The sequence below is a fragment of the Haloechinothrix sp. LS1_15 genome, from assembly GCF_033042135.1.
Taxonomy (GTDB): domain Bacteria; phylum Actinomycetota; class Actinomycetes; order Mycobacteriales; family Pseudonocardiaceae; genus Haloechinothrix.
Genome location: NZ_WBXM01000007.1, coordinates 179433 through 195893 on the forward strand (window position 1 = coordinate 179433; position 16461 = coordinate 195893).

Consider the following 16461-nt stretch of genomic DNA (forward strand, 5'->3'; position numbering starts at 1 on the left):
GAGACGGCGGCGGCCGTCGGTTAGCTCGCAGTTTTCACCCGAATCACCCGATCGAGTACCCAGCGACGCTGATGCTACTGGGTACATACTGCGCCGTGAAACCTCCTCACAACAGCAATGTCCCGCGATTGCCGTACGCGAGATGGATCACTCATCGCAGCGCTGTCACTGTGAGCAGGCGTTAACCCGCTGCGTATCGGCCCCGGCGCTGTTCGTGATCACCGGAATGGACCCGTCTCAATGGGGCATCGAGGGCTGCGGTACAGTACATACCGCACGCCGAGATGGCACAGCGCGATTAGCTCAGCGGGAGAGCGCTTCGTTCACACCGAAGAGGTCGCTGGTTCGAACCCAGCATCGCGCACCACCGTCGCACCATCCCCCACGCCCACCAGCCCGGTGATAGTGGCTACGGATCGATCACGGGAGCAGCGTGCCGGTAGCCGGATCCCCTCCCTTGCCCCGTTCCGTGCCCTGGGTGACCCTGCTGGTCATCGCGATCGGTGGCGCCATGGGGTCTGTAGCCCGGTACGGCCTCGCAGTCGCGCTGCCCCATGATTCCGGGGATTTTGCCGTCTCGACGCTCCTGGCCAACGTCGCCGGTTGCGTGGTGATCGGGCTGCTCATGGCCGCGATCACCGAGGCGACCCGCCCTCACCGGTTGTTGCGCCCGTTCCTCGGTATCGGCGTGCTGGGCGGCTTCACCACCTACTCCACCTACGTGATCGACGTCACCGACGCCGTGTCGGCCGGGGCGACCGCCGTCGCGACGCTGTACGCGCTCGGTACCGTACTCGGCTGCCTCGCGGCCGTGATCGCCGGTCTCGCCTGCGGCAGGGTTCTGCTGCGGCGGCAGGCACGTCGCGGTGCGCGCGAGCGCGCCACGAGGCATCATGGCGCGTCATGAGGTTGCCCACCGAAGCCATGCGCCTGACGATCCACATCGGAGAAGACGACACGTGGCAGCACAAGCCGCTGTACCACGAGGTCGTGCGCCGGGCGCACCTCGCGGGTCTGTCGGGTGCCTCGGTGTTCCGGGGGATCGAGGGGTACGGCGCTGGCTCGCTGATCCACACCAGCCGGTTCCTGTCGATGTCCTCTGGGCTGCCCATGATGATCGTGATCATCGACACGGAGGACCGCCTGCGTGGCTTCCTTCCCGAACTGGAGGATCTGGTCAGCGAGGGGTTGCTCACGCTAGAGCGCGTCGAGGTCCTGCGGCAACCCGGCCACGGGCCCGGGGGGAGGGAGGGGTGATGAGCACGGTGTTGCTCGTCGCCGCGGGCGGAGCCGCCGGAGCCGTACTGCGCTACCTGATCGACCGGGGTATCCAGCAGCGGGGCGACGGCACGTTCCCGTGGGGAACGCTGGCGGTGAACGTGCTCGGCTGCCTGGTGGCCGCGTTCATCGCCGGGATCGTCGCGGGCGGGGCGAGCGCCCCGGCGCTGTACGCTCTCGTGGTCGTCGGCCTGTGCGGTTCGCTGACGACCTTCTCCACGTTCGGATACGAGACCGTCCACCTGTTCGCAGACAGGGCACGGCTGCGCGCACTGGCCAATGTGGTCGCGACACTGATCGCGGGATTCCTCGCCGTAGCCACGGGTCTCGCCGTGGCTACCCTGTTCTGACGCGGCGGCCCGGCGAGCTCGCCGCGCGCTCATCCAACCGGATCGGGCAGTTCCCGCCGCAACCAGTCCAGCTGCAGGCGCAGTAACTGCTCGGCCACGCCCTCGTCCTGTGGCGTCATGTGAGTGGTTGCCACCAGCGGTAGGAAGGTGTGCTGCTTGCCAGCCGCGAGCAGTGCCGCCGACAGGCGCAACGCGTGCGCGACGAACACGTTGTCGTCGGCGAGGCCGTGCACGATCAGCAGCGGGCGCCGCAGCCCGGCGGCGTCGCCGAGCAGCGAGTTGTCCCGGTAACTGCCGGGCTCGGCCTCCGGGTGGCCGAGGTAGCGCTCGGTGTAGTGAGTGTCGTACAGCGACCAGTCGACCACCGGCGCTCCGGCGATCGCGGCGTGGAACACGTCGGGCCTGCGCAGCACCGCCAAGGCCGCCAGGTAGCCACCGTAGGACCAGCCCCGGATAGCCACCCTGCCGGTGTCCAGCTCGGGGTGGCGTTGCGCCAGCTCGTGCAACGCATCCACCTGGTCGTCCAGGGTCACCTCGGCAAGGCTGCGAGAAACCGCCTTCTCCCACACCGGGCCACGTCCCGGGGTGCCCCTGCCATCGGTGATCACCACGGCGAAGCCCTGGTCGGCGAACCACTGGGGCGACAGGAAGGCGTTGCGGGTGGACAGCACGCGCTGGGCGTGGGGTCCGCCGTAAGGATCCAGCAGCACCGGAAGCCGGCCCTGGTCCGGGTGGTAGCCGGTCGGAAACAGCACCGCCGAACGCAGCTCGTGACGCCCGGTGGTGTGCAACTGCGGCTTCGGCTCGACCCCGGGCTCGGCGGGGTGGGAGGCGACCGGGACTCTGGTGCCGTCGCCGCGCAGCACGGTCACGACCGGGCCGCTGCGGTGCGGCGACCACGAGGTCAGCACGGTCACCGCACTCGCACCGGCCCCGGAGTGCATCCCGTCGTCAGTGGACAACCGCCGCACGCTGCCACGCTCGGTCCGGTACACATGGATCTGCGTGGGGTCGGCCTCGGAGGCGGTAAACAGCACCTCGGCATCCACGGCCAGCACCGACCGCACCTGCGTGCCGGGGTCGGTCACCGGTTTGCCGTCGATCATCAGCCGGTAGGCGCCGTCGGCGACGCCAATGCGCACCAGCCGCCCGTCGGTGGTCCACGCGGGAACCCCGCCTGCGAGCTCTACCCAGTCCGGGTCGGTGTCGCGGTGCAGCAGCGTCGTCGTGCCGTCGGTGGTGTCCACTGTAAGCACGTCAAGCATGCGCTGGTCCCGCGTCTGCACGGTCACCAGCGGCGGCCCACCCGCCGACCAGTGCACCGAGGCCAGATACTCCCAGCCGTCGCCCGCGTCGACGGGGATGCGGGTGCCGTCCAGCCCGATCAACGCCAGCGAAACCGCGACGTTGGTCGCGCCCGCGGCAGGGTAGGCCACACTGCGCGCCCCGGCGTCGGGATGGGCGGGATCGGCGATCGTCCAGCGCGGCACCCCGGAGCTGTCACTGCGTTGCACCAGCAGCCACGCCCCGTCCTGGGACCACCAGTAGCCGCGCGACCTGCCCATCTCCTCGGCCGCGATGAACTCGGCGACCCCCCAGGAAATCTCGGGATCCTCCTCTGCGACCAGCTCGGTGTCCTCCCCGGTGGCCAGCTCGATCACCCGGAGCGTGCCGGAGCACGCGTAGGCCACATGCGTGCCCTGTGGGTTCGGACGCGGGTCGACGATCGCGCCACGGTCCGGCCGGGCCCGCTCGGTCACCTCCCCGGTGGCGATCTCTACCGTGTACAGCCTGCCCGCCAGGGTGAACGCGGCGACCGTACACCGCTGGTCCACCGCGTAGCCGACCACGCCGCCACCGGTCTCCCTGCTGCGTTCCCGGCGCGCACGCTCCTCCTCCGGAAGCTCCTCCTCGTCACCGGCGTGCAGCCGCGCGGCGTCGACGAGCCGATGCTCCTGCCCGGTGGCGGTCTCCAGCGACCACAGGTCCTGCCGTTTGCTCTCACCGTGCTCGCTGCGCAGGAACAGCACCCGCGACCCGTCGCTTGCCACCCGGAACTCACGCGGGATTCCCAGCGTGAAACGTTGCGTGCGCGCCAGCTTGCGAGCGAACGACACATCCTCGGGCACCGGGCTTACCCCTTCCTACGCGCTCGGCGGTGGAGACGATCATGCCGGGACAGGCTACCGCGCGGGCCGCGTGCGCCGAGGTAAAGGAGCGCCCACGCCAGGACCGCCACGCCGAACGCGGTAGTGGAACACCCGGACACAACGATCGATCGCATGTGTTGCGATATTGCGCAACGAATTACCGTACTGAGCAACGCCTAGTGGCTGATCAGCACACGATCCTGCGCTTATGCTGTCGATATGACGGTTACCGCGAACGCTGTCCCGACCACGGACCACTACATCGCCCTCGACGAGCACTGGTCCACGCACAACTACCACCCGCTGCCGGTGGTACTCGCCAACGGCGAAGGTGCGTGGGTCACCGATGTGGACGGCAACCGCTACCTCGACTTCCTGGCCGGGTACTCCGCGTTGAATTTCGGGCACCGCCACCCCGATCTGGTTGCGGCGACCACCGCGCAGCTGGATCGGATCACGCTGACCTCGCGGGCCTTCCACCACGACCAGTTCGGCGCGTTCTGCAGGGAGCTGGCCGAGCTCACCGACACCGAGATGGTGCTGCCCATGAACTCGGGCGCCGAGGCCGTCGAGTCGGCGTTGAAGGTGGCACGCAAGTGGGCCTACCAGGTCAAAGGGATGCCGGACGGCACGGCCGAGATCATCACCGCGAGCGGCAACTTCCACGGCCGCACCACCACCATCGTCTCGTTCTCCGACGACCCCGAGGCCCGCGCGGACTACGGGCCGTACACCCCGGGGTTCGTCACGGTGCCCTACGGCGACGCCGAGGCGGTGGCCCGAGCCATCACCGATCGCACCGCCGCCGTGCTGGTCGAGCCCGTGCAGGGCGAGGCGGGCGTGATCGTGCCGCCCGCCGGCTACCTCACTGAGCTCCGGCGGCTCTGCGACGAGCACAACGTGCTGCTGATCGCCGACGAGGTCCAGTCCGGGCTCGCGCGCACCGGCACGGTGCTGGCCTGCGAACACTTCGGCGTACGGCCGGATCTCGTCACCCTCGGCAAGGCACTCGGCGGCGGGATCCTTCCGGTCTCGGCGGTAGTGGGCAGCCGCGACGTGCTCGGGCTACTGCGCCCCGGTGAGCACGGCTCCACCTTCGGTGGCAACCCGCTGGCCTGCGCGGTCGGGCGTACCGTGGTCGGGATGCTGGCCACCGGCGAGTACCAGGAGCGCGCCCGCACCCTCGGCGCCCGGCTGCACGGCAGGCTCGACGAGCTCGTCGGGAACGGCGTCGACGCGGTGCGTGGTCTCGGCCTGTGGGCGGGCGTCGACCTCTCCCCAGGCGGCCCGACCGGCCGTCAGGCGGCCAAGGCGCTGATGGAGCGCGGCGTGCTGTGCAAGGAGACCCACGGCAGCACGTTGCGCCTCGCCCCGCCCCTGGTGATCAGCACAGCGGATCTGGACCGGGGCCTGGACGCGGTCGTCGAGGTCATCGGCCGCTGAGGGCGGCGTCGAGCGAGTGCCCCCACGCCAGCCCGCCAGCGGCGACGGCTCCGCGTTCCGACAGTCGTCGACGACCTGGCACGAAACGCATCGCTAACGTCCTGGCTCGGCTGGCGTTCGACGGTGTGCTGACCATCGACGACGCCGTTGACACCTGGCGCGACCTGCACGCGCTTCAAGTGCAGTTACACGCGTTCACGATGCTGGTCGATGGTCCGGAGATCGCGGCCGTGACCGCGGGCGCCGCGCCCTGAGGCGAACTAACCGGCAACCGTGCCGTGCTCGCGGGCGAGGGCGGTGAGCCGGCTCAGCGCTCGTAAGTACTTCTTCCGGTAGCCGCCGCGCAGCATGTCCTCGCCGAACAGCTCGGACAGCGGTTTCCCGGAGGCGAGCACGGGGATCGCCCGGTCGTACAGCCGATCGACGAACGACACCAGCCGCAGCGCCACGCTCTGGTCCGGCACCGCGGCCACGCCGCGCAGGTGTACCGCCGATACCCCGTCGAGCAGCCTGCCGTACCGCGAGGGGTGCAGCAGGGCCAGGTGCTCGCACAGCCCGCCGAAGTCGTCCACCGTGGCGCCGTGGCACGCCGCGGCCGAAACCGTCAGCTCGTCGTCACCGACCGGAACCGGCGGGTCCACGGTGTCGCGGTGCCGGTAGTCCGGCCCGTCGACCCGGACGACGTCGAAGTGCGCCGAGAGCGCCTGGATCTCGCGGAGGAAGTCCTCGGCGGCGAACCGGCCCTCCCCCAGCTTGTCCGGCAGCGTGTTGGAGGTCGCGGCCACATGCACCCCGGCGGCCATCAGCTCCCGCAGCAGCCTCGTCACCAGCATGGTGTCGCCCGGGTCGTCCAGCTCGAACTCATCGATGGCCACCAGCCGGTGGTCGGCGAGTCGGGACACCGCCTCGGTGAAGCCAAGTACCCCGACCAGGTGGGTCAGCTCGACGAAGGTGCAGTACGCCTTCGGACCTGGCACCTCGTGCCACAGCGAGGCCAACAGGTGGGTCTTGCCGACGCCGAACCCGCCGTCGAAGTACAGCCCACGGGTCGCGGCCCCGGCATCCTTCGCTGCCTTGGTGCCGGGCACCAGCCTGCGCCATCCCCTGGCCCGGGCCCGCCCGGTGCGTTCGCCCACCAGGCTCGCGAACGCCGTTCCCTGCTCGACGGCCTGCTGCTGCGTGGGCTCGTCCGGGTTGGGGATGTAGGTCCCGAACCGGACGTCGTCGAAGCGTGGCGGCGGGACCAGCGCCGCGACCAGATCGTCAGCACCGACCTCGGGCCACCGGTCGACCAGCCTGCCCGCCGGTGCGATCTGCGGGCTGACCGGCGTGTCGGGACCTCCTGGCATGGACCCGAGGCTAGCTGCTCACCCCTGTGATGGGATGGGGTGCGTGGATCACCTGTGGCCAAGGACACCGCACGTGAGCGCCGAGGGATCGCTGGACGACGCCGCGCTCGAAACGCTCTATGCCTACCCCGAGAACTTGGCGTGCCCGTGGGTGCAGGCGAACTTCATCGCCTCGGCCGACGGCGCGGCCAGCGTCGCGGGCGCCTCAGTCGGCCTGTCCCACCCTGCCGACCGCCGGATCTTCGCGCTCGGCAGGGACCTGGCCGATGTGGTGCTGGCTGGCGCGGGCACGGTGGTCTCCGAGAACTACGGCGGGGTCAAGCCCACGACGCGTCGTCTCGAACGCCGACGGCGGCACGGGCTGGCCGAGGTGCCCCCGGTCGCGGTGGTCAGCAGCAGCTGCGCGATCCCGGCCGGAGCGCGGGTGCTCACCGACACGACGGTGCCACCCATCGTGCTGACCAGCGAGGCCGCGCCTGCCGAACGGCGGACCGCGCTCCGCGAGTCCGGTGCCGAGGTGATCGTCACCGGGTCGGACCGGGTAGATCTGCCCACCGCGATGGACGCGTTGCGGGAGCGGGGGCTGAACCGGATCAACTGCGAAGGCGGGCCGCACCTGTTCGCGAGCATGCTGGCCGCCGACCTGATCGACCAGCTCTGCCTGACGGTGGCCCCGCTTCTGACCGGCGCGGGACCCGACCGGATCGCCGCGGGACCACCCGCCGAGCAGCTCCGGCGAATGGAGTTGGCCTCGGTGCTGCACGAGGACGGCTACCTGCTGCTGCGTTACCGGCGAACGGGGATCGGCAGTGAAGCGGGCAGTACCGGAAAGGCATGAGGACCAAAGTCGGCGCCGACCGGCGTCTGCCACCCGAGGCCGTGCTCGGCACGCCTCGGTTGCGCTTACTTCGGGCTCACCCACCCTCTGCCATCCTCGACACGCACCCGTGGTGCCGGTTGCCAGCTACGGCCACACCGGCACCACGGGATAGCCTGGTCGTGCCGAGTTGAGGAAGAGGGTGTGGGGTGCCACCTGCTCGACGTCGCCGCCGCGCCACACGAGCCGGCGCGCTCGCCGCCACGCTCCCGATGCTGATCGCCGGGTGCGTCGCAGGGCCCTCCGACCGGCCCGCCATCATCGCCCAGGACGATCCGGGCCCCGACGCCGATCGCGATGACGACCGTTCGCCTGACGAGGTGCCGCTGCCACCGCTCGGTGAGCCGGAGTCCCCCTCGCTGACCTGGCATCCCTGCGAGGACGAGGCCGCGGAACGGTTCGGGGAACACGACCTCACCGGTTCCTTCGAGGTGTCCTGCGCGACGGCTACGGGCGTGCTCGACCCACCGGGACAACCCGACAGGGGGATGATCAGGATTGCCCTCGTCCGGATCGGCAGCGGTGACATCCCGCTGCTGGCCGTCAACGACATCGGCGGTGAGCCGGGAAGTGCCTACGCCGCCCGGCTCGCAGGCGGCCTGCCCGAGGAGATGCTCGACGAGTTCTCGCTCGTCGGCGTCGACCGGCGCTACAGCGGGCTCAGCCGACCCAATGACTGCATCGAGCCCGACACCAGGGAGCGGATGCTGAACTTCGACCCAGCGGCCGACGACGTCAACCCACTACTGAATGTGACAAGCAGCGCGGGCCAGCAATGCACGATCGAGCTCGCCAACGAGCAGGGCGCACTCGACACCTGGCGCACCGCCGGGGACCTGGAACAGATCAGGGAGCAGCTGGGCATGCCCCGGTTGCACGCGATCGCCAGCGGCGAGGGCTTCGACGTGCTCGACCGCTACGCGCAACGCTATCCCGACACGGTCGGCCGGTTCGTGGCCGACGGCGCCGTCGACCCCACCGACAACGCGGAAGTGCGGTGGGAAGGTGCCGCCGAGAGCGCGGAACAGGCATTGGACGCGTTCGCGCGAGACTGCGAGCACCGGGACTGCCCGCTGGACGGGCCTGCGCGGCAGCGTGTCGGCGAGCTGATCGAGCAGCTCCGCGACGATCCCCTCATGGCATCGGGTGGCCTTGAGATGGGTCCGGGGCTGGCGCTCCACGCGATGTGGTCGGGGCTCGGCCAGCGGGATCGGTGGCCGGAGCTCGCCGACGCACTAGCCGCGGCACGCGACGGTGACGCCGAGCCGCTCGCCGGGTTCGTCGAGCCGATGCTGCGGTCGTCAGCGAGCGGACCGCCGCGGTTGGACACCGCATGGGCCACCCGCTGCAACGACACCGGAACACGGCTGAGTCCCGAGCGCATCAATGAGCTCAGCGCCGAGTGGCGGGAGCAGTATCCGGTGTTCGGCGGCCTCGCCGCGCAGCCGCTGGTGTGGTGTGCGCCGTGGCCGACGGTCGATTCCCCCGGGGATGACGGCGAGCTGGGTGAGCAACTGCCCCCGATGCTGATGATCAGCACCGACGCCGATCCGCTGGTACCCAAGGAGGGCACCGAGCGCAGGGCCATGCAGCTACCGAACACGGTGACCGTCGCCTGGCACGGCACCGGGCGCGGCGCGCTGGGGCACTCGGCCTGCGCGGCCGAACGGGTCCAGGAATTCCTCGGCGACGGCGAGATCCCCGCGGGCGGCACCCCCTGCCCCGCATGAGCATCGCATCACCGTGCCGCCGACCCCGCTCGTGCCACAAGTACACTCGGACGGGGTCATCGCGCGCTCGTCGCAGGGTCTGCGATCCCCGCGAGCTCGGCCAGCGGCGCGGGATCACGACCCGGACCTACCGACCTGGTCACAGCGATTACATGGAGCGGAGCCATCGACACCGGGCAGCTGATCGCGGGACATTACCGACTTGCCGAGCAGGTCGGTACCGGTGCCATGGGCGTGGTGTGGCGAGCTGTCGACGAGCGGCTGGAGCGGTCCGTTGCAGTGAAGCAGGTCGTCGCACAGCACGGCCTGTCCGAAGCCGACCGCGAAGCGCTGCACAAGCGGGCGCTACGCGAAGCCAAGATCGCCGCCAGGCTCCAGCATCCCAACGCCGTCGCGATCTACGACATCGTCGAACACGAGGGGTCGCCGTGCCTGGTGATGGAGTACGTGCGGGCGCGCAGCCTCTCCGCGATCCTCGGCGAGCAGGGCACGCTCCCGGTAGCCACCGCGGCCCGTATCGGTGAGCAGGTCGCCACGGCCCTCGTCGCGGCACACCGAGCCGGGATCGTGCATCGCGACGTGAAACCGGGCAACATCCTCATCGACGAGGACGGCGTGGCGAAGCTGACCGACTTCGGCATCTCCCGCGCCCACGGCGACGTCACCCTCACCCAGACCGGCCTGGTCGCCGGTACCGCCGGGTACCTGGCTCCCGAGCTGGCCAGGGGTGGTGACCCCACTCCGGCATCCGACGTGTTCGCCCTCGGCGCCACGCTCTACCACGCGCTCGAAGGGCAGTCCCCGTACGGCAGCAGCACCAACCAGTTGGCGCTGCTGCACACCGCGGCCAGCGGGAACGTGATCCCGCCCCGCCAGTCCGGATCGGCCACCGCGCTGCTGATGTCGCTGCTGCGGGTCGACCCGGGCGAGCGCGTCACCATGCAGCAGGCCACCGAACGACTCGCGGCCATCGCCACCGGCGGGGGTGCGCCCGCGCCCCCGCCACCGTTGGTCCCCGCGCGACCACCCGGCACCAACCTCGACGATCCCGCGACCGGCGCACATGCGGCAGACGCCGGGGCGCAGCCGCAGCCCACACTCGCGGCGACGGCTCAGCAACCCGCCGCGGCCACGACGGGAGAGGCGTCACCATCGTGGAACGACGGCAGCGGCCACGACACCGCCAACCATGCCGCTTCCACTGGCACGACCAGTCTGCGAAGCCGCGCGGGCAGTAGCCGTGGGAACCGGGGTCTGCTGCTCGCTGGGGCGGGGTTCGTGGTGATGCTGGTGGTCGCCTTCGTGCTGCTGCTCAACCCAGCCGATGACAGCGGTGATCAGCTCGCCTCCCCCGCTGATGACCCCGAGGCCGAAGAGACCGAGCCCACCGATCCAGGCGGGGATTCGGTCGACGACGATGTGACCGAGTCGGACGGCGAACCCATCGACTGGGGCACCGCCGGGCAGCTCGTCGTCGACTACTACACCTTCCCCGCGGGCGTCGACTCGTCTTGGGACATGCTGACCGACCAAGGCAGGCAACCGTTCGGCGACCGTGACGGATTCGACCAGCACTGGTTGGCCTACGACCAAGTGTACGCGCAGAACGCGCGGGCCGACGCGAACGACGACGGGTCGGTCACGATCACCATCGATGTCTACTATGTCGACGGGGACGGAGATCGCACCGAGTCCAAGCAGATCCGGGTCGTCCGGGTCGACGGTGACCTGCTGATCGACTCGGACACGCGGTGACGCCCACCCCGCCCCGACCGCTGGGCGCTGTACGGTACGGCACCGAGGGCTGCGTACCTCCCGGACCGTCGCCTACCGTGGACGTATGACCGACAACACGTCCGGGCCACACCGCCGGTTCTCCGAGGATCTGGTCGGGCTCGACCCGGACGACCCCGAAGCGCAGGCGTTCGCCGAACACCTCGACCGGATGGAAACCAGCCGGTCGGCGTTCACAGTCGAGGGGGCGCTACAGGGGGTGTCCGATTTCGCGGAGTCGAGCACCAAGCTCGGTGGCCGTAAGCGGCAGCTGGTGTCGCTCGTCGTCATCTTGACGCTGCTCGGTTTCGTCGCCATGAACTGGGAGACGATCAGCGGCCTCGCCAAGTGGCTCACCGGTTAGGGTTGAAAATATGGAACCGGTGACAGGTGCTACTCCACGGGTGGTCAAGTCCGAACGCGAGTGGCGGCAGCAGCTCAACGACACCGAGTACCACGTTCTCCGCGAATCCGGGACCGAACCGCCGTACTCGGGGGAGTACACCGACACCCACACTCGCGGTGTCTACTCCTGCCGTGCCTGCGGGGCCGAGCTCTTCACCAGCGACACCAAGTTCGACAGCCACTGCGGCTGGCCGTCGTTCTACGACCCCGCCGACACCGACGCCGTCATCCTGCGTGACGACCGCAGCCTGGGCATGGTCCGCACCGAAGTGCTGTGCGCCCAATGCCACAGCCACCTCGGGCACGTCTTCTCCGGCGAGGGCTACGAAACCCCCACCGACCAGCGATACTGCATCAACTCGGTGGCGCTGACGCTGCGGCCGAGCGACCAGACCTGAGGCGCCACCCCGTCTCGGCTGTGGCGAGCCGAAGGACTCCCCGGGTACCGGATGTGTACCGAAGGGGCCCTTCGGCTCGCACCTCCTCGCGGTGCCGCGCCGAGCACCGCCTACGGCAGGTTCGCGACGAGCTCGGTAGCGGGGAGCCGGGTGCCGGTGTAGAACGGTACTTCGACCCGCACGTGCCTGCGGGCGGCGCTGGCGCGCAGCGCGCGCATCAGATCCACGATCCGGTACAGCGCGTCGGCCTCGAACGCCAGCATCCACTCGTAGTCGCCCAGCGCGAACGCCGGGACGGTGTTCGCCCGCACGTCCGGGTAGTCCCGCGCCTGCATACCGTGCTCGGCGAGCATGGCCCTGCGCTCCTCGTCCGGCAGCAAATACCACTCGTAGGAGCGGACGAACGGGTAGACGCACACGTACTTCCTCGGCTCCTCGCCAGCGAGGAAGGCAGGGATGTGGCTCTTGTTGAACTCGGCTGGGCGGTGCAACGCGGCCTGGCTGAACACCGGGGTCGACGCACGGCCGAGCGGCGTGGTGCGGAACCCGCTGTAGGCCTCCTGCAGCTGCTCGATCTCCGGGGCGTGCCACCAGATCATGTAATCCGCGTCGGCCCGCATCGCGGACACGTCGTACACCCCGCGTACCGTGACGTCCTTGCTCGCCAGCGCGTCGAGGTACTCCTGGGTGCGGTTCCCTGCGGTGACGCGATCGTCCGGCATCCGGTCCGGGTCGGCGCGGAACACCGACCACATCGTGTACCGGATGGTCTCGTTCAACTCGCGAATCCGTGCCGCGTTCGTCTCACCGCTCATGTTCCCCATTCTGCCCGCGGGCTGCCGGGGCGCTGCCGCCGGCCCGGCAGGCGCGTTACCGGGTTCACGTCGCATCCTGCCCGGTCATCGAGCGGCGGATCCGGTCAGCTCCGCGGCCACTGCCTCCGCCGCGGCGGTGGCGGTACCGACGCAGGCCGGGATCCCGACCCCGTACAGCATCGCGCCCGCAAGAGCCACCCCCGGCAGCGCTGCCACGGCTCGCTCGACACGCTCGATCCGCTCGCCGTGGCCGACCGCGTACTGCGGCAGCCCACCGCCCCAGCGGTGCACCGTCGCCGCCAGCGGCGGAACCGACACCCCAGCGGCCTCGGCCAGGTCACCACGCACCGCCCGAACCAGCTCGGCATCACCAGCCTGCACCGTCTCCGCGGCGCCGAACCGTCCAACCGAGCCGCGCACGAACACGCCCTGCTCGGCGTAGTGCGCCCACTTGCGGGACAGGAACGTGAAGGCCTTAGCGGTGAACGGCGTGCCGTCCCGGTGCCGCTCACCGTTGCCGACGAGGATCCCCGAGGCGTCGGGCAACGCGGTACCGGCCGGGAATGCCAGCTGGACGACTGCCATCGACGCCACATCGATCTCGCCGAGGGCGGCCGCGGCTTCGGCGGCCACCGGTTCCAGCAGCCTGCGCGCCGCGGGTGCGGGGACGGCGAGCACGACCGCGTCGACCGGCATCACCTCGCGGTCGTGCCCGAGCAGCAGTTCCCAGCCTCGCTCGCCACCACGGGCTGCCCGCAACCCCCGAACGGTCGCGCCACACCGGATCTCGGCCGCGGACCGGTCGGCCAGGGCGTGGATGACCGTCGACAAACCACCCCGCAGCGTACCGAACACCGGCTCGCCGGTGGCTTGCTCCGGCAGCAGCTCCGCCGCGGCCCCGGTGATCGAGTACCCACCCGCGTCGAGGCGCCGGGCCAGCTCGGGCAGCACGGCGCGGAGCCCGAGGCCGTCGGCGCCGCCCGCGTATACCCCACCGAGCAGCGGGTCCACCAGCCTGTCCACCAGCTCGTCGCCGAACCGCTCGCGGAGCAGTCCACCAAGCGAGACATCGCCGGGCGGCAGCGTGACGGGTGGCAGCGACGGCTCGGCGGCAACCGCCGCGCGACCGGTATCCGAGAGCGTCCCGGCAACGGCCTGCTCGGCCGCCGGGATCCCCATGACCGTGCGCGCGGGCAGCGGCACCGTCGCCGAGCCGGCCCGCACCGCGGGTCGCGCCCCGGTCGGGTGTACCAGCAGGCCACCGAGGCCGAGCTCATCCACCAGCTCGCGGGCCTCCGGCCTGCGCACGAGAAACGCCTCGGCACCCGCGTCCACGGGCACCCCCGCCAGCCGGGCGGTGTAGAGCTTGCCTCCCACGCTGCCTGCCGAGTCGAGCACGGTGATCGATGCGGCCGCTCCGAGCAGGGTACGGAGGCGGTAGGCGGCGGTCAGCCCGGAGATCCCGCCGCCGACCACGGCGATCCGCCGCACACCGGTCCCGCGGCGGGCCACGCCGCGGTCGGCGCCCGTGCCTGCGGAGACGGCGCGATCGAACGTCATGGCCGTAGCTCGTGCACCAGGTCGACGATCCGGGTCAGCACATCGGCATCGGTCTCCGGCAGCACGCCGTGGCCGAGGTTGAACACGTGGCCGGCCGCAGCACGTCCCTCGTCGGCGATCCGGCGCACCTGCCTATCGAGCACCTCCCAGGACGCGAGCAGTAACGCGGGGTCGAGGTTTCCCTGCACCGCGGGAGGGCCTGCCGCGTCCCGTGACATACGGCGCGCGGCCTCGTCGAGTGGCACGCGCCAATCCACTCCCACCACGTCGGCACCGGCCTGCCGCATCGCGGGGAGCAGTTCCCCGGTGCCGACCCCGAAGTGGATGCGAGGTACGCCCGCGTCGGCGATCCCGTCCAACACCGCGGTCGAGTGCGGCAACACGAACTCGCGGTAGTCGCGTTCCGACAGGGCACCAGCCCAGGAGTCGAACAGCTGCACCGCATCCGCCCCGGCAGCCAGCTGTGCGCGGAGGAACGTCACGGCCATGGCGGCGAGCTTGCTCATCAGCCGGTGCCACAGCTCGGGCTCGGCGTGCATCAACGCCTTCGTCCGCTCGTGGTTCTTGCTGGGGCCGCCCTCGATCAAGTACGAAGCCAGCGTGAACGGGGCGCCCGCGAAACCGATCAACGGGACCTCGCCCAGCTCGCTGACGAGCATCCGCACCCCGTCGGCCACTGGAGCGACCTGCTCGGCGTGCAGTTCGGGAAGGGCCTCGACATCGCCGGCGGCGCGCACCGGGGTGCTCACCACCGGCCCGACGCCGGAGGCTATCTCGACCTCCACGCCTGCCGCCCGTAACGGCACGACGATGTCGCTGAACAGGATCGCGGCATCGACGCCGTGCCTGCGGACCGGCTGCAGCGTGATCTCGGTCAACAACGCGGGATCGAAACACGCGTTGAGCATCGACACGCCCTGGCGCAGGGACCGGTACTCGGGCAACGAGCGTCCCGCCTGCCGCATGAACCACACCGGCAGCCGGGACGGGGTCGCGCCGCGCGCGGCGGCCAGCAGCGGCGCGTCTGCCAGGTCGCGCCGCGCCTGACCGCCGAGCTGCTCCGAGTGTGCCGAGGACCGGGCGGGGGCCGGATCAATGCTGGATGCCATCGCCTCGCATGATCCCACGGCGCGGATTCCTGCCATCACCGGAGGGCAGCAGGCGGGTGGCACGTGCCCGTGCGAGTCACCCGCCGCCGACCCTCACGGGTCCGTACCGATGATCGCCCGCTCGGCGTGGCTGGCGCTGCCGCCCGGTACATCCGTCTTACAGTCGGCGTGTGACCGCGATGAGCGACGCGCCGCAAGCGTTCCAGGATGCCGTAACCGCACTCCAATCGGTGCGGCCACGTCCCGAGTTGACCCTCGAGCCGATGCGCCCACCGCAGCGGTTGGCGCCATGGTCGTACGCGTTGAGTTCCGAGGTCAGTGGCCCTGCCGACGTGCTCGCCTCCGGCCGGTTGATCCTGCTGCACGACCCCGACGGTCACGAGTCGTGGCAGGGCACTCTGCGGCTGGTGACCTACGTCCGCGCCGAACTCGACGCGGACCTGGCAGGTGACCCGGCGCTGGCCTCGGTCGGTTGGTCCTGGCTCACCGATGCCCTCGCGCTCTCCGGTGCCGAGCACATCGCACTCGGCGGCACGATCACCAAGACGTCGTCGACGCGTTTCGGGGAGATCGGCGGCCCCGCGCAGGCGGACGACCTCGAAGTACGGGCGTCGTGGACGCCAACGAGTACCGATCTGCGTCCCCACGGAGAGGCCTTCTGCCGGTTGCTGGCAAGCGTGGTCGGCCTGCCCCCGGTCGGCGTGGCCGTCTTCGGACAGCGCCAGGGTTCCTGACGACGCCTCGCCCGCGATCCGTCCGGGGAGCCATCCGCGCTCCGATACGGGCAGTCACGGGCGTCACCCTCGCCGGGTCACCGTGGCGGGGTCACGCATACGGGAACGGCGTCGAGATCCTCACCACAGCAGGCAGCGGTACGCCATACTGGACCGTACGCCCCCATACCGGCGAGAACGGCGCCCCCGTTGGCCGGTTCCTTGGGGTACCCCGGCCGTATCCCCATCGCACTGCGGCAGTGGCCCCGGCAGCGCTACTGCTCCATCCGCGGGCACTGGATCCGATGGGTGACGGCGGTGCACACTCCTGCTGCACGAGCAGTGACGACATCCCCCGAGAGAAGGTATATCGCGTAACCGCGCTGCTGTGTTAACCACCTGTCGAGTTATCGCACTATAGTGTGGCTCTGATGCCATAAGGTAATCAATTGACCGCAAGACTTACCCGTTCGATCGCCCCACTAACCGCCCTGGGCGGTTAGAGTGCTCC

General features: G+C 70.4%; 16 protein-coding genes and 1 tRNA gene. 12 read left to right on the plus strand and 5 right to left on the minus strand.

Going from position 1 to position 16461, the window contains the following annotated elements; translation table 11 throughout:
- Positions 1 to 292: 292 nt before the first annotated feature.
- The 4 genes from F8178_RS12890 (at position 293) to crcB (F8178_RS12905) (ending at position 1628) form a co-directional block, all read left to right on the plus strand.
- A tRNA-Val gene (locus tag F8178_RS12890) sits at positions 293 to 367 on the plus strand.
- Positions 368 to 478: 111 nt separating this feature from the next.
- Positions 479 to 907, plus strand: a complete 429-nt coding sequence (crcB, locus tag F8178_RS12895; RefSeq protein WP_396345438.1) for a fluoride efflux transporter CrcB — start codon at positions 479 to 481, stop codon at positions 905 to 907.
- Positions 904 to 1257 (plus strand): DUF190 domain-containing protein, encoded by a 354-nt coding sequence (locus F8178_RS12900; RefSeq protein WP_317494998.1) that lies wholly within the window; start codon positions 904 to 906, stop codon positions 1255 to 1257. The genes crcB (F8178_RS12895) and F8178_RS12900 overlap by 4 nt, the downstream gene beginning before the upstream one ends.
- Positions 1257 to 1628 (plus strand): fluoride efflux transporter CrcB, encoded by a 372-nt coding sequence (gene crcB / locus F8178_RS12905; protein ID WP_317494999.1) that lies wholly within the window; start codon positions 1257 to 1259, stop codon positions 1626 to 1628. The genes F8178_RS12900 and crcB (F8178_RS12905) overlap by 1 nt, the downstream gene beginning before the upstream one ends.
- 29 nt (positions 1629 to 1657) lie before the next feature.
- Here the strand turns inward: crcB (F8178_RS12905) and F8178_RS12910 are convergent, their stop codons facing one another.
- On the minus strand, positions 1658 to 3757 hold the full coding sequence (locus F8178_RS12910; protein ID WP_317495000.1) for a prolyl oligopeptidase family serine peptidase: 2100 nt from the start codon (positions 3755 to 3757) through the stop codon (positions 1658 to 1660).
- A gap of 240 nt (positions 3758 to 3997) precedes the next feature.
- On the opposite strand from F8178_RS12910, the gene rocD reads away from it, so the two are divergent.
- Together rocD and F8178_RS12920 are read left to right on the plus strand one after the other, a co-directional pair.
- A complete protein-coding gene (rocD, locus tag F8178_RS12915) occupies positions 3998 to 5221 on the plus strand; it encodes an ornithine--oxo-acid transaminase (protein WP_317495001.1) in 1224 nt (407 codons plus the stop codon).
- Between the two features lie 125 nt (positions 5222 to 5346).
- Positions 5347 to 5475, plus strand: coding sequence for a hypothetical protein (locus tag F8178_RS12920; protein WP_317495002.1), 129 nt, complete (start codon positions 5347 to 5349; stop codon positions 5473 to 5475).
- Positions 5476 to 5481: 6 nt separating this feature from the next.
- On the opposite strand, the gene zapE is transcribed toward F8178_RS12920, so the two are convergent.
- Positions 5482 to 6570 carry a cell division protein ZapE gene (zapE, locus tag F8178_RS12925; RefSeq protein WP_317495003.1) on the minus strand — a complete coding sequence of 363 codons (1089 nt, stop codon included), beginning with the start codon at positions 6568 to 6570 and terminating at the stop codon, positions 5482 to 5484.
- Between the two features lie 73 nt (positions 6571 to 6643).
- Between zapE and F8178_RS12930 the strand changes: the two genes are divergently transcribed.
- The 5 genes from F8178_RS12930 (at position 6644) to msrB (ending at position 11753) form a co-directional block, all read left to right on the plus strand.
- Complete coding sequence (locus F8178_RS12930) at positions 6644 to 7408, plus strand: pyrimidine reductase family protein (RefSeq protein ID WP_317495004.1); 765 nt, start codon at positions 6644 to 6646, stop codon at positions 7406 to 7408.
- A gap of 251 nt (positions 7409 to 7659) precedes the next feature.
- The gene (locus F8178_RS12935; RefSeq protein ID WP_317495005.1) at positions 7660 to 9177 is read left to right on the plus strand and encodes an alpha/beta hydrolase; all 1518 of its coding nucleotides are present in this window, start codon (positions 7660 to 7662) and stop codon (positions 9175 to 9177) included.
- A 183-nt stretch (positions 9178 to 9360) separates the two neighbouring features.
- Positions 9361 to 10932 carry a serine/threonine-protein kinase gene (locus F8178_RS12940; protein WP_317495097.1) on the plus strand — a complete coding sequence of 524 codons (1572 nt, stop codon included), beginning with the start codon at positions 9361 to 9363 and terminating at the stop codon, positions 10930 to 10932.
- A gap of 85 nt (positions 10933 to 11017) precedes the next feature.
- On the plus strand, positions 11018 to 11314 hold the full coding sequence (locus F8178_RS12945; RefSeq protein WP_317495006.1) for a hypothetical protein: 297 nt from the start codon (positions 11018 to 11020) through the stop codon (positions 11312 to 11314).
- A gap of 10 nt (positions 11315 to 11324) precedes the next feature.
- Positions 11325 to 11753, plus strand: a complete 429-nt coding sequence (gene msrB / locus F8178_RS12950; protein ID WP_317495007.1) for a peptide-methionine (R)-S-oxide reductase MsrB — start codon at positions 11325 to 11327, stop codon at positions 11751 to 11753.
- A gap of 110 nt (positions 11754 to 11863) precedes the next feature.
- Here msrB and hemQ read toward each other — a convergent pair whose 3' ends face one another.
- The 3 genes from hemQ to hemE all read right to left on the minus strand — a co-directional run bounded on the left by hemQ (position 11864) and on the right by hemE (position 15237).
- The gene (hemQ, locus tag F8178_RS12955; protein ID WP_317495008.1) at positions 11864 to 12568 is read right to left on the minus strand and encodes a hydrogen peroxide-dependent heme synthase; all 705 of its coding nucleotides are present in this window, start codon (positions 12566 to 12568) and stop codon (positions 11864 to 11866) included.
- A gap of 84 nt (positions 12569 to 12652) precedes the next feature.
- Positions 12653 to 14059: a protoporphyrinogen oxidase gene (gene hemG / locus F8178_RS12960; protein WP_317495098.1), complete on the minus strand. Its 1407-nt coding sequence runs from the start codon at positions 14057 to 14059 to the stop codon at positions 12653 to 12655.
- A 65-nt stretch (positions 14060 to 14124) separates the two neighbouring features.
- Positions 14125 to 15237, minus strand: a complete 1113-nt coding sequence (gene hemE, locus F8178_RS12965; RefSeq protein ID WP_317495009.1) for a uroporphyrinogen decarboxylase — start codon at positions 15235 to 15237, stop codon at positions 14125 to 14127.
- Positions 15238 to 15416: 179 nt separating this feature from the next.
- Between hemE and F8178_RS12970 the strand changes: the two genes are divergently transcribed.
- Complete coding sequence (locus tag F8178_RS12970; protein WP_396345472.1) at positions 15417 to 15971, plus strand: DUF3000 domain-containing protein; 555 nt, start codon at positions 15417 to 15419, stop codon at positions 15969 to 15971.
- Positions 15972 to 16461 lie beyond the last annotated feature (490 nt).

What these genes read in the sequence shown, in the direction of transcription:
- F8178_RS12900 (WP_317494998.1), top strand. Translation starts at nt 904, where the DNA reads ATGAGGTTGCCCACCGAAGCCATGCGCCTGACGATCCACATCGGAGAA.
- crcB (WP_317494999.1), top strand. Translation starts at nt 1,257, where the DNA reads ATGAGCACGGTGTTGCTCGTCGCCGCGGGCGGAGCCGCCGGAGCCGTA.
- rocD (WP_317495001.1), top strand. Translation starts at nt 3,998, where the DNA reads ATGACGGTTACCGCGAACGCTGTCCCGACCACGGACCACTACATCGCC.
- zapE (WP_317495003.1), bottom strand. Translation starts at nt 6,570, where the DNA reads ATGCCAGGAGGTCCCGACACGCCGGTCAGCCCGCAGATCGCACCGGCG.
- F8178_RS12935 (WP_317495005.1), top strand. Translation starts at nt 7,660, where the DNA reads ATGCTGATCGCCGGGTGCGTCGCAGGGCCCTCCGACCGGCCCGCCATC.
- F8178_RS12945 (WP_317495006.1), top strand. Translation starts at nt 11,018, where the DNA reads ATGACCGACAACACGTCCGGGCCACACCGCCGGTTCTCCGAGGATCTG.
- msrB (WP_317495007.1), top strand. Translation starts at nt 11,325, where the DNA reads ATGGAACCGGTGACAGGTGCTACTCCACGGGTGGTCAAGTCCGAACGC.
- hemQ (WP_317495008.1), bottom strand. Translation starts at nt 12,568, where the DNA reads ATGAGCGGTGAGACGAACGCGGCACGGATTCGCGAGTTGAACGAGACC.
- hemE (WP_317495009.1), bottom strand. Translation starts at nt 15,237, where the DNA reads ATGGCATCCAGCATTGATCCGGCCCCCGCCCGGTCCTCGGCACACTCG.
- F8178_RS12970 (WP_396345472.1), top strand. Translation starts at nt 15,417, where the DNA reads ATGAGCGACGCGCCGCAAGCGTTCCAGGATGCCGTAACCGCACTCCAA.